This is a genomic window from Gordonia sp. (in: high G+C Gram-positive bacteria), from assembly GCF_020438995.1.
In the GTDB taxonomy this organism is placed as follows: domain Bacteria; phylum Actinomycetota; class Actinomycetes; order Mycobacteriales; family Mycobacteriaceae; genus Gordonia.
Genome location: NZ_JAGQTN010000256.1, coordinates 1 through 11,984, shown reverse-complemented (window position 1 = coordinate 11,984; position 11,984 = coordinate 1). Strand labels below are relative to the sequence as shown.

Here is an 11,984-nt window from a genome sequence, read left to right as displayed (position 1 = left end):
GCCGAACTGTTCAACGGCATCCCCGGAATCGGTGGTGTGGTCAAGGACGCCAGTAATTACAACAACACCCCCGTCGTCCTGGTCGGCATCGTGCTGATCGGTCTGTCCGGTCTGATCATCGACGGGGTTTTGCGAGCAATCGAGCACCGTGCGGTGCCATGGCGTGGAAAGGCCTGAAATCCAGTGATCATCAATAACTTCCGGCGGCTCGTCGCGATCCTGTCCGCCGTGCTGGTGGCCGCACTCGCACTCGCGGGTTGCTCGGTCGACCGGTCCGGCGAGGACAAGTCCAAACCGACGATCCGCCTTGCGTACCAGTCGTTCCCGAGCGGCGACCTGATCGTCAAGAACAACAAGTGGCTCGAAGAGGCACTGCCCGATTTCAACATCAAGTGGACCAAGTTCGATTCCGGTGCCGACATCAACACCGCGTTCGTCGCCAAGGAGGTCGATTTCGCGGCGATCGGCTCAAGCCCGGTGGCGCGCGGATTGTCGGCGCCGCTGAACATCCCGTATCAGGTGGCCTTCGTCCTCGACGTCGCCGGCGACAACGAAGCCCTGGTGGCGCGCAACGGAACCGGGATCAACACGGTCGCGGACCTGCGCGGCAAGCGGGTGGCCACCGCGTTCGCCTCGACAGCCCACTACAGCCTGCTCGCCGCACTCGCGCAGGCCGGGCTGACCGTCAAGGACGTCAACCTGATCGACCTGCAGCCGCAGGCATCGCTGGCCGCGTGGCAGCGAGGCGACATCGACGCCGTCTACACCTGGCTGCCGACGCTCGACGAATTGCGTAAAGACGGCAAGACCCTGATCGCGAGCCGGGAGCTGGCCACCGCCGGCAAACCAACCCTCGACCTCGGGGTGGTGTCGTCGGCGTTCGCCGAGAAGAATCCGGATGCCGTCGACGCCTGGCGCAAGGTACAGGCACGTGCCCTCGAACTGATCAAGTCCGATCCCAAGGCGGCCGCCGAAGCCGTTGCCGCGCAACTGGGTACGACCCCCGAAGATGCCGCCAACCAGCTCAAGCAGGGTACCTACCTGACGCTGGCCGAGTTGACCTCACCCACTTGGCTGGGCACCGAGAACGCACCGGGCAACGTGGCCCAGAACCTGCAGAGCGCCGCGCAATTCTTGGCCGACCAGCAGCAGATCCCATCCGCCCCGGCCCTGGACGTCTTCCAGAAGGCCATCTATACGAGAGGATTGCCAGATGTCCTCAAGCAGTAAGACGAAGGAGACGCCCACTCGGGCGTCTGTCCCGACTGCCGCTCCTGCTCCGTTCGCCGGCGGGCGCCCAGGATCGATCAGCCTGCGCGGGGTTTCGCAGATCTACGGCAACGGCGCCGACAAGGTGACCGCCGTCGGCCCCGTCGACCTCGAAGTGGAGCCGGGCGAGTTCCTGGTCCTTGTCGGTGCGTCCGGCTGCGGCAAGTCGACACTCCTGCGGCTCATCGCCGGGTTCGAGCAACCCGCCGAGGGCGATGTCGAGATCTCCGGTGGCACAGCGATTCCCGGGACCACCGCGGGAGTGGTGTTCCAGCAGCCGCGGCTGTTTCCGTGGCGCACCGTCGGCGGCAATGTCGACCTCGCGCTCAAATATGCTGGGGTGCCGAAGGATCAGCGGCCCGCCCGCCGCAGGGAACTGCTCGAACGGGTCGGTCTCGTCGACGTCGACAAGCGCCGCATCTGGGAGATCTCGGGCGGCCAGCAGCAGCGGGTGGCGATCGCCCGGGCGCTGGCGGCGGAAACCTCCCTGCTGCTTCTCGACGAACCGTTCGCCGCTCTCGACGCGTTGACCCGCGAACGTCTGCAGAACGATCTGCGAACGGTCAGTGTGGAATTGGGACGCACCAATGTGTTCGTCACCCACAGCGCCGAAGAGGCCGCCTTCCTGGGCACCCGGATCGTGGTGCTCACCAAACGGCCGGGCCGCATCGCCCTCGACATCTCCTCGCCGATCCCGCGGACCGGCCTGAGCGCCGAGGAACTGCGTGACTCACCCGAGTACACGGTTTTGCGCACCCAGGTGCACGAGGCCATCAAAGGTGCTGCCGAATAACACCATTCACGCTGCCGGTCCCGCCCTGTGCGGGGCCGGCGGCCTTTGTAGGACAGAGGAGTCCGATGACCGCAGTGACACCGACAGCCGTAACCACCCCGACCGGCCGGGCGGCCGTGTTCTCCGGCGTCGAGTTCGACATCGACGAGTTCGGCCCGCGTTTCGGCGCCGAGATCCGCGGTGTCGACGTCGCGTCGGCCTCCGACGACCAGGTGCGCGCGATACGTGCGGCGCTGGTCAACTACAAGGTCATCGTCTTCCGTGACCAGCAGCTCGACGACGCCGCCCACATCGAATTCGGCCGTAGACTCGGCGAACTCACCTTCGGCCACCCCGTCTGGAACAGCGGCGACGTCCCCGCCGAGGTGTACTCCCTCGACAGCGCCGACAACGGTTTCGCCGACGTCTGGCACACCGACGTCACCTTCATGCAACGCCCCCCACTTGGCTCGATCCTGCGTCCGGTTGTGTTGCCGCGCAACGGCGGCGACACCAACTGGGCCGACGCCGAACTCGCCTACGAATCACTGTCGGAACCGATGCGCCGCCTGATCGACGGCCTGACCGCCGTCCACGACGGCAACCGCGAATTCGGCTACTACCTCAAACAGCGCCGAGAGGGACGCGGAAATGTCTGGGACGGAAAGGAAGTCACCGAGCTGACCCCCGTCCGCCACCCCGTGGTGCGAGTCCACCCGGAAACCGGCCGCAAATCCCTCTTCATCAACCCCGGCTTCACCTCCCACATCGACGGCGTCTCCGACGCCGAAAGCCGCGGCATCCTCGACCTCCTCTACGCCCACCTCACCAAACCCGAACACATCGTCCGCCACCGCTGGCGCCTGGGCGACCTGGTCCTCTGGGACAACCGCAACACCGCCCACTACGCCAACCGCGACTACGGCGACGCCCGCCGCCTCATGCACCGCATCACCCTCCGAGGCGACATCCCCGTCGGCCCGTAGCGCTGATCGGTTGTGGTTCCGGGTCGCCTACCGCAGACTCCGACGGTGCGGATAACGTCCGTGTTTGCCGATCCTGACGGGCACAGTTCTCTAGGCCCTACACCCTGATTGCGTGTCATAGCCGACGATGACCAGTATTCTGCGCAGTTGTTTCCCGTCGGTGTCGGTGATGGTCATAGGACGTTCGCGAGTGCTGCGCCCGATGCTTCAGTGTTGAGGTACCCATCGATGCCGTGGTGGAGGAGTCCTCCGATATCGACGAGACGGTCTTCGATCGGCCGGCGCCCCTCGGGCGGCGGAAACAGCGGACTGAGGTCTTTTCGTAGCGCGACTACGTCGTTGGGGTCGGCGATGTTGACCCACCGGGTCACTTCGCCCGGCCAAATGCCGCCGCCGGAGCCGGGAGGTGGCGTCAGACGGTCGAAAATCACGTTGCGGATCCCCAACGGTGAACCGAATGTGATCAGTAGCTCGATATTCTTCGGTTGGTATTTACACAGATATTCGTAGGCGACGACCGATCCCAGCGAATGTCCGATCAAGACACGAGTGTCGTCAGTGACGCGATCGTGTACTCGGGTGAGTACCTCGTTTTTGACCGTGCTGTTGTTGATGAAAAGAACTACCTGTTTGAGGTTGCCGATGAACGCGCGTTCCGGGACCAGGCCGGCGAACGTCTGTGAGCGCAGCAGTCGCTCGACCATCATCTGCACAGCGACGCGCGCCGGCCCCAATGCCCCTGCCGGTGGTCCCAGGGTGGGCTCCTGCTCCAAGGCGCCGTTGTACAGGTCGGTCAGCAACTCGATCTCAAGATCGGATGCCAGGTCGTAGGGGGTGTAGGGCGGCATATCGCCCAGCGCGCCCGCAGGAAGGAACAGTCGACCGAAGAAGCTGACCGACAGATCGTCATCGGCAAAGCGTTCAGACTTCGACCGGTGCCCCGCAGCGATCAGCCCGTCGCGCAATGGCGGTAACCACGCAGCGCGTAGTTGGTTCTCGCCGGAGCGCTGCTGACCTATCCCGTGAACACCTACCACGACTGCCATACCGTGAAGTTCTATCACGATCGGACGGCGGCTGTTCAGATTTGAGTGGGCAGCCCGTGTGGCGCGTCGGGCCGGGCCTTGGTGGGAAGGAGTCGGATAGGGGCCACCTTGCGAATACTCAGTGTCGAAGATTTGTTCCCTCCTGTAGCAACAACCTTTTAGATCGAGTAGCAAACTATTGCTTAGCAGCGTCTCGCCAGGCGTGGGAAGAGCGTTCCGGGTTGTTCCTCAACCAGGTGGTTGACAATGATGGGCATGGGGTGTTGACTCTTATTCAACCGAAGGGTTGAGGAAGGTTGGCAAAGGGAAACGGAGTGATGGCGGACCAGCTCTCGAAGGTGTTCGCCGCACTCGCTGACCCCACCCGGCGCGACATCGTCGCCCGGCTGACGGTCTCCGATGCGACGGTCGGCGAGATCGCGGAGCCGTACGACGTCAGTCTGCAAGCCGTTTCCAAACATCTGAAGGTGCTCGAGGACGCGGGACTGGTCTCGCGGACCCGGGAGGCGCAGCGGCGGCCGGTTCACTTGGAAGCGGAGGTATTCGACCTCATGACCAAGTGGATCGAGCGGTATCGCAGGCAGGCGGAGGAGCGATTCGTGCGCCTCGATGCCCTGCTCGACGAGATGAACGGCGTCGACGACGACGCGGACACCACCACCGAACGCGACGCGGGCTGATCGTCGTCGCGGCACCAGAAGGGCATTCTCATGACCACCTCCACCCGCTATCCGCAAGCAGCTATCGAAGCGGACCCGAAGGTCCCGGTTATCCGTATCACCCGCGACTTCCGCGGCACACCGGCGCAATTGCTGAAGGCGCACACCGATCCCGAACTGTTCGTCCGCTGGGTCGGTCCGGACTCCATCTCGTCGACGATCATCGACTGGGACGTGCGCAACGGCGGAAGCTGGCGGTACGTCTCGCGAGACGACAACGGCGAGTACCGCTTCCGTGGCTGCTTCCATTCCGTCTCCGAGGACAAGATCGTGCAGACCTTCACCTGGGAGGAGATGCCCGACGATGTGGCGCTGGAAACCCTGTGGTTCGAGGACCTCGGTGACGGAACCACCCGTCTACATGCCCAATCTCTGTGCGACAGTTTCGAATCCCGTGACGGCTGGCTGGCATCGGGAATGGAGACGGGCGTGAACGACGGCTACGCCGCCATCGACCGTCTCCTCGAATCGGGCGAACTGTGACCGATCTGACCGCACTGTCACCCGCTGACCGGCACCGGGCGGTTGCCGTCGAGTTTGCGAAAGAGATTGCCGCAACACCTGATTGGTCAGCTCCGGCGCCGGTCGACGGGTGGACCGCCCTGGATGTAGTGCGTCACCTCATCGACTGGTTCCCAGGCTTCCTCGCCGGCGGTGGCATCGAACTACCGTCGGCCGGATCGGTCGACGACGATCCCGTGGCGGCCTGGGCGTCGAGAAGCGAAGCTATTCAACAACTTCTGGACGGACCGGACGCCGAATCAGAGTTCACCCACCCGATGGCGGGCAGTCATCGGCTGGCCGATGCCATCGACCGCTTCTACACGGCCGACGTCTTCATGCACACCTGGGATCTCGCGGCCGCATCCGGTCACACCGCCGACCTCGACCCCGCGTTCGCCGAGCAGCTTCTGTCCGGGATGCTCGGTATCGAAGACATGCTCCGGGCATCGGGCCAGTACGGCCGGGCGGTGGCGGTCCCCGCCGACGCCGGCCCCGTCGAGAAGCTGATGGGTTTCATCGGCCGTGATCCCGGGACGTAACAGCCGTTCGAGGTGGACCGATCATGCGTCGAAAGGTCGCCGGACCCTTCGAGACCCTCGCTCCTACGTCGCTTCGGCCTCAGGGATCAAGATGTCGTGTCACAGCCGCTCGATTGCTGGTAGGTGTCGGGTCTCGGGGGTCACGCTGTCGTGCCGTGGCTGCGACTAGACATCTTGATCCGCGTCGTGTCGTGTCGCGGCCGCGACCACACATCTTGATCCCTGAGGGCTGTCGGGCGAGCTTGCGAGCCGACAGCGTCTCGAAGGGTCCGGTGAGACCAGGCTCCCAACCCGGCCCACGGGCCCACGGTGCGCTCATCCACACCTGTCAGGCGTGCAGAGTAGCGTGGGTGGGGTGCCAGAGGAGACCTTCACCGCAACGACCTCGCAACCCACCGAAACCCGACACCCGTCGCCCCGAACCGTGGGTGAACTGCGGGCCAGTGGGCATGTGCAGCGGACCGTCCGCGACGAGATCCGCAACAACCTGCTGACCGCGCTCCGGGAGGGTCGTGACCCGTGGCCGGGCATCGTCGGTTTCGAATCCACTGTGATTCCGCAGCTCGAACGGGCCCTCATCGCCGGTCACGACGTGGTGATGCTCGGTGAGCGTGGTCAGGGCAAGACGCGTGTGCTGCGCACCCTCTCCGGGCTTCTCGACGAATGGACGCCCGTCATCGCCGGTTCGGAACTGGGTGAGCACCCGTACGAACCGATCACCCCGGCCTCGATCCGCCGGGCCGCCGACCTGCTCGACGACCTGCCCATCGGATGGCGCCACCGCAGCGAGCGGTACAGCGAGAAGCTGGCCACCCCCGACACCTCGGTGGCCGACCTCGTCGGCGACATCGATCCGATGAAGGTGGCCGAGGGCCGCAGCCTCGGCGATCCCGAAACCATCCACTTCGGCCTCATCCCACGCGCTCACCGCGGCATCATCGCCATCAACGAACTGCCCGACCTGGCCGAACGTATCCAGGTGTCGATGCTGAATGTGATGGAGGAACGCGACATCCAGGTGCGCGGCTACTCGCTGCGGCTGCCGCTGGACGTCCTGGTCATGGCCAGCGCCAACCCCGAGGACTACACCAACCGCGGCCGCATCATCACCCCGCTCAAGGACCGGTTCGGCGCCGAGATCCGCACCCACTACCCGCTCGAACTCGACGACGAGGTCGCCGTCATCGAGCAGGAGGCCGACCTCACCGCGACCGTCCCCGCGGTGATCCTGGAGACAATCGCCCGGTTCACCCGGTACGCCCGAGACAATCCGTCCATCGACCGGCGTTCCGGTGTCTCGGCACGCTTCTCCATCGCCGCCGCCGAAACCGTCGCCGCCGCGGCCTTGCACCGGGCCACGGTTACCGGGGAGGAAACAGCCGTCGCCCGCATCGTCGACCTCGAGTCGGTGGTGGAGGTGCTGCGCGGCAAGATCGAATTCGAATCCGGTGAAGAGGGCCGCGAACTGGAGATCCTCGACCACCTGATGCGCAAATCGAAGGCCGACGCGGTGCGCGCCCACCTCGGCGGCGTCGACCTGGCCTCGCTGGTGACCGCACTGGAGGAGGGCGACCCCGTCGTCACCGGCGACCGCGTCACCGCCGCAGCTTTCCTGGCCTCCATCCCCGACGTCCCGGTCCTCGATGAGATCGCCACCCGCCTGGACGCCGACACCGAAGGCAAACGAGCCAACGCCATCGAACTGGCCCTCGAAGGCCTCTACCTGACCCGTCGAATAGACAAAGAAGCCGACGAGTCCGGCCAAACCGTCTACGGCTGATCACGTGACAGCCGCGGTGACGAACGACCGACCACACGGCCCGACCCTCGGGGTCGGGGCGAACGCAGCGCGGCCGCATGTCGTGATCCGTGAGGCCGATGCGAGGGTTGTGCGGGCGGGCATCTTGATCCCTGAGGCCGATGCGACGAAGGAGCGAAGGACGCGTTGGGTCCGGCGACATTCCGCGCCTGACGTCACCACCTCAAGGAGCGACCATGGCTGACAAACCGGCACCTCCGCGTCGTTCATTCCACCGCGCCCGCTACCAGCGGTACACCGGCGGACCGGACCCGCTCGCCCCACCCGTCGACCTGCGGGAGGCGTTGCGGGAGATCGGCGATGACGTGATGGCCGGGTCGTCGCCGCAGCGTGCCCTGCGCGAGTACCTGCGGCGCGGTTCGCAGAACATGCGGGGCCTGGACAAGCTGCGTGAACAGATCAACCGGCGTCGCCAGGAACTGCTGCGCAACCGGAACCTCGACGGGACGTTCCAGGAGATCCGCGAACTCCTCGACCGCGCCGTCCTAGAGGAGCGCAAGCAACTCGCCCGCGACCTCGACGACGACGCCCGGTTCGCCGAAATGCAGATCGGCAACCTGCCGACGTCGACGGCGCAGGCCGTGGAGGAACTGTCGAACTACGACTGGCGCAGCGCCCAGGCCCGTGAGGACTTCGAGAAGATCAAGGACCTCCTCGGCCGCGAGTTGCTCGACCAGCGGTTCGCCGGGATGAAGCAGGCGATGGAAGGCGCCACCGATGCCGACCGCCAACGCATCAGCGACATGCTCACCGACCTCAACAAGCTCCTCGACGCCCACAACCGCGGCGAGGACACCGGCGAGCAGTTCAGTGAGTTCATGGACAAGCACGGCGACTTCTTTCCCGAAAACCCGCAGAACACAGAGGAACTCATCGATTTGCTGGCGCAACGCGCAGCGGCGGCGCAGCAGTTCTACAACTCGCTCACCCCCGAGCAACGCGCAGAACTCGACCAGCTCTCACAACAGGCGTTCGGCTCGCCCGAACTGATGAGTCAACTGGCGCAGATGGATTCGGCTCTGCGGCAGGCCCGGCCGGGTCTCGGCTGGGATGAGTCGAGCGATTTCTCCGGTGGCCAGGGGATGGGTCTCGGCGAAGGGGCCGCGGCGCTGCACGACATCGGCGAACTCGACGCCCTCAGTGAGCAACTGTCCCAACAGTATTCGGGTGCAGGTCTCGACGACATCGACCTCGAAGCGCTGATGCGGCAACTCGGCGAGGAGGCCGTCGTCGACGTGCGGCGCCTCGCCGAACTCGACAAGGCGCTGCGCGACGAAGGCTTCTTCGACCGCTCCGCCGACGGCGAATTCCGGTTGAGCCCCAAGGCGATGCGGCAACTGGGGCAGTCGATCTTCAAGGATGTGGCCGAGCAGATGTCCGGTCGCGGCGGCGAACGGCAAACCCGCAACAGTGGTCGTCTCGGTGAACCGACCGGCGCCTCACGCGAATGGCAGTTCGGCGACACCGACCCTTGGGATGTGACCCGCACCGTGTCCAACGCGGTGCTGCGAACGCTTTCCGAAAGCGGCGAACCGTCAATTGCGGTGCGCGACATCGCCGAGGGCGGAGTTCGCATCGATGTGCGCGACGTCGAGGTCTCGGAAACGGAATCACGCACCCAGGCTGCCGTGGTGCTGCTCGTCGATACCTCGTTCTCGATGGAAATGGAGGGCCGGTGGACGCCGATGAAACGGACCGCCATCGCACTCAATCACCTGGTGTCCACCCGATTCCGGTCCGATGAGCTGCATCTGATCGCGTTCGGCCGGCACGCCCGCACCATCGACATCGCCGAACTGACCGGCCTGCAACCACGTTGGGAGCAGGGCACCAACCTGCACCATGCGCTCCTGCTGGCGCAGCGTCATCTGCGGCGCTTCCCCAACGCGCAGCCGGTGGTCCTGGTGGTGACGGACGGTGAGCCGACCGCCCACCTCGACCCGTCGGGCGAGCCGTTCTTCTTTTACCCGCCGCACCCGCAGACTATCGCGCTCACGGTCCGCGAACTCGACCACATCTCCCGACTCGGTGCCCAGGTGACGTTCTTCCGACTCGGTGAGGATCTGGGTTTGGCGAGATTCATTGATCAGATCGCCCGCCGCATCGGCGGCCGCGTCGTGGCCCCTGACCTCGACGGTCTCGGTGCCGCCGTCGTCGGCGACTACCTCAACAGCCGCGCCCGCCGCCGCGGCTGACCCGGGGACCGGCACGCTACCGGGCGTCGTGAGGGGTGGCCGCGACAGTCGTCGGGATCAGTTGGGAGCCGCGACTCACCGGACCCTTCGAGACGCTCGCTCGTGCCTCGCATCGCCCTCAGGGATCAAGATGTGTGGTCATGCGCGAGGGGATACGTGTCGCTGGGCAACGGCGCGAAGTGTGTGGTCACGACGCGAGGGGACGTGTCTTGATCCCTGAGACTGATCAGTCGCGACCAGCCTTCTTGATCCCTGAGGCCGAAGCGACGTAGGAGCGAGGGTCTCGAAGGGTCCGGTGAGATGTCGGCATGGCCGGACCACCTCCTACCGTTGCTGCAACGGTAAGATGCCCAGGATGGTGGAGATAGCGGCAATCGTCGAGGTGGGACGCACCCTCAAGAACATTGCGCTCGGGGCGTCGCCGTGGGTGCCGGGGCAGCGGCACTACGGCATCGGTGGGTTCACGGCCGACGAACTGACCGCAGCGCTGGCGAGCGACATCCCCGGCGCCCGCATCGAGAGCGTCGACGTCATCGCGGGCGACGCGATGACCACCGACCACGCCCACCTTGTCCTCACCTGGAACGCCGACGGACGTGCGGCGCAGTTGCCCACCGCACTGTTCACCAAAGGCACGCCCGCCGGCGTGTCGACCAGAATCCTCAACTCGGCATTCGGCTTGTGCCAGAACGAGGTCCGCTTCTACAACGAGCTGTATCCGGCCGTCGCCGACATCACTCTCACCCCGTACGGTGCCCGGCTGCGCAGCGGCGGACGATTCGCAATAGCGCTCGCCACCCTCGAACCGAACGAGGCCACGTTCTTCGAACTCGGCAGCACCGTGCCGCTCGGTCACGCCGAAGCGGTCATCGATTCCCTCGCGAAACTCCATGCAGCGTACTGGAATTCACCGCGATTCGGCGGTGCTCTGAAATGGCTGACCCCGTACTCCCGCCAACCCGGCTGGCCCATCGGACAACGGGTGATGCCGCTGATCAATCGCACCTGGCTGCAACGCCGTGACGACGTCCCCACGGAGATCAAACAACTCACCACCCGATACCTCAAGAACCAGAACATCTTCGACACCGAACTCGAATCCATGTCGCCCACGTTCTGTCACGGAGATACCCACGCCGCCAACACCTTTACCCGCGCCGACGGCACCGCAGGCCTGTTCGACTGGCAGCAGGTGCACAAGGCCAATGGCATGCGCGATGTCACCTACTTCATCGGCTGGTCCCTGGAACCGGAGGCACGAGCGGCGTCGGAAAAGGACCTGATAGCTCGCTACCTCGGCGGCCTGCGCACCCACGGCGTCGACGACGTGCCTTCCCTCGCCGACGCCTTCGAACTGCATCGATGGCTGATGGTCATCGCCTGGAACGCCGCCTGGGCGCCGCTGGCGATGTACGGCGGCGACGACGAAACCCTGTGCACCGGGCTGTTGTCCCGCTTCACCGCCGCATTGCAGGACCTCGACACCGCGGAAGCCTTGCGCGGCATCCTCGATCGCCGGACGTAACCCCGGTCGCAACGTTCGCAGTTGAGGACGGTGGATCAGTTATCCACAGGCCCCGATATTCTCCCGTCGATCCCCACCGACCACGCCTAGACTGTCGTCATGACCGCCGCCCCGCATCCCGGCGACCAGCCGTTCGCCACGCGGCTCGTCTCGCTGCCGGTCCCGCCTCCGAGTGGGTTCACTACCGCCGACCTTCCACAACTGATGGAGATCATCGGTGGCCGATTCGAGCTGCGCGACGGTGACATCGTGATGATGGCGACGCCGACGCACTGGCACGACGAGGTGGCGCATTACCTCAGGTCGGCGCTACGGGGCGTCGCTCCACGGGAGTTCGTCGTCGCCAACGAGAAGGGCGTCGACCTCGGACACAGCAATCCTGAGCCCGACGTGCTGGCGGTGTCCCGAGAAGCTGTCGCTTCGGGCAGCTTCATCTTCGCGCCCACCGACGTCCACCTAGCCATCGAAGTCATGTCACCCGGCTCCAAGACCAAGGACCGCAAGCTGCGTCCGGCGCAGTATGCCGAGGCGGGTATCGCGTGCTTCTGGCGCGTGGAGAACGAGGACGACGCGATGGTGGTGTACACCTTCGAACTGCTCCCCGAAGGGG

At 65.3% G+C, this 11,984-nt stretch carries 11 protein-coding genes and 1 pseudogene; 11 read left to right on the top strand and 1 reads right to left on the bottom strand.

Annotated features, from left to right (window positions below; all coding sequences use genetic code 11):
• From KDB67_RS17800 to KDB67_RS17785, 4 genes and pseudogenes are all read left to right on the top strand, one after another.
• Positions 1 to 177, top strand: a pseudogene (locus KDB67_RS17800) (ABC transporter permease); the annotation flags it as partial.
• A gap of 12 nt (positions 178 to 189) precedes the next feature.
• Positions 190 to 1,230 carry a glycine betaine ABC transporter substrate-binding protein gene (locus KDB67_RS17795; protein ID WP_291018448.1) on the top strand — a complete coding sequence of 347 codons (1,041 nt, stop codon included), beginning with the start codon at positions 190 to 192 and terminating at the stop codon, positions 1,228 to 1,230.
• A complete protein-coding gene (locus tag KDB67_RS17790; protein ID WP_291018445.1) occupies positions 1,214 to 2,062 on the top strand; it encodes an ABC transporter ATP-binding protein in 849 nt (282 codons plus the stop codon). Before KDB67_RS17795 ends, KDB67_RS17790 begins: the two co-directional genes overlap by 17 nt.
• A 65-nt stretch (positions 2,063 to 2,127) precedes the next feature.
• Entirely contained in the window at positions 2,128 to 3,027 is a 900-nt protein-coding gene (locus KDB67_RS17785) for a TauD/TfdA family dioxygenase (protein ID WP_291018443.1), read from the top strand.
• 173 nt (positions 3,028 to 3,200) lie between these two features.
• Here KDB67_RS17785 and KDB67_RS17780 read toward each other — a convergent pair whose 3' ends face one another.
• On the bottom strand, positions 3,201 to 4,073 hold the full coding sequence (locus KDB67_RS17780) for a hypothetical protein (protein WP_291018441.1): 873 nt from the start codon (positions 4,071 to 4,073) through the stop codon (positions 3,201 to 3,203).
• A gap of 317 nt (positions 4,074 to 4,390) precedes the next feature.
• Here KDB67_RS17780 and KDB67_RS17775 point away from each other — a divergent pair, with 317 nt between their 5' ends.
• The 7 genes from KDB67_RS17775 to KDB67_RS17745 form a co-directional block, all read left to right on the top strand.
• A complete protein-coding gene (locus KDB67_RS17775) occupies positions 4,391 to 4,753 on the top strand; it encodes a metalloregulator ArsR/SmtB family transcription factor (protein ID WP_291018438.1) in 363 nt (120 codons plus the stop codon).
• Positions 4,754 to 4,783: 30 nt separating this feature from the next.
• The gene (locus tag KDB67_RS17770; protein WP_291018435.1) at positions 4,784 to 5,275 is read left to right on the top strand and encodes an SRPBCC family protein; all 492 of its coding nucleotides are present in this window, start codon (positions 4,784 to 4,786) and stop codon (positions 5,273 to 5,275) included.
• Positions 5,272 to 5,835 carry a maleylpyruvate isomerase family mycothiol-dependent enzyme gene (locus KDB67_RS17765; RefSeq protein ID WP_291018433.1) on the top strand — a complete coding sequence of 188 codons (564 nt, stop codon included), beginning with the start codon at positions 5,272 to 5,274 and terminating at the stop codon, positions 5,833 to 5,835. The genes KDB67_RS17770 and KDB67_RS17765 overlap by 4 nt, the downstream gene beginning before the upstream one ends.
• A gap of 346 nt (positions 5,836 to 6,181) precedes the next feature.
• Positions 6,182 to 7,615, top strand: a complete 1,434-nt coding sequence (locus KDB67_RS17760) for a sigma 54-interacting transcriptional regulator (RefSeq protein WP_291018431.1) — start codon at positions 6,182 to 6,184, stop codon at positions 7,613 to 7,615.
• A gap of 215 nt (positions 7,616 to 7,830) precedes the next feature.
• Positions 7,831 to 9,849, top strand: a complete 2,019-nt coding sequence (locus tag KDB67_RS17755; RefSeq protein WP_291018429.1) for a VWA domain-containing protein — start codon at positions 7,831 to 7,833, stop codon at positions 9,847 to 9,849.
• 355 nt (positions 9,850 to 10,204) lie between these two features.
• On the top strand, positions 10,205 to 11,374 hold the full coding sequence (locus tag KDB67_RS17750; RefSeq protein ID WP_291018426.1) for a phosphotransferase: 1,170 nt from the start codon (positions 10,205 to 10,207) through the stop codon (positions 11,372 to 11,374).
• Positions 11,375 to 11,473: 99 nt separating this feature from the next.
• Positions 11,474 to 11,984, top strand: a 511-nt coding sequence (locus KDB67_RS17745) for a Uma2 family endonuclease (protein ID WP_291018423.1), incomplete at its 3' end; no start/stop codon positions are given.

Coding starts and splice junctions, on each gene's coding strand:
- KDB67_RS17780 (WP_291018441.1), bottom strand. CDS start 4,073: ATGGCAGTCGTGGTAGGTGTTCACGGGATAGGTCAGCAGCGCTCCGGC.
- KDB67_RS17755 (WP_291018429.1), top strand. CDS start 7,831: ATGGCTGACAAACCGGCACCTCCGCGTCGTTCATTCCACCGCGCCCGC.
- KDB67_RS17775 (WP_291018438.1), top strand. CDS start 4,391: ATGGCGGACCAGCTCTCGAAGGTGTTCGCCGCACTCGCTGACCCCACC.
- KDB67_RS17750 (WP_291018426.1), top strand. CDS start 10,205: ATGGTGGAGATAGCGGCAATCGTCGAGGTGGGACGCACCCTCAAGAAC.
- KDB67_RS17790 (WP_291018445.1), top strand. CDS start 1,214: ATGTCCTCAAGCAGTAAGACGAAGGAGACGCCCACTCGGGCGTCTGTC.
- KDB67_RS17770 (WP_291018435.1), top strand. CDS start 4,784: ATGACCACCTCCACCCGCTATCCGCAAGCAGCTATCGAAGCGGACCCG.
- KDB67_RS17785 (WP_291018443.1), top strand. CDS start 2,128: ATGACCGCAGTGACACCGACAGCCGTAACCACCCCGACCGGCCGGGCG.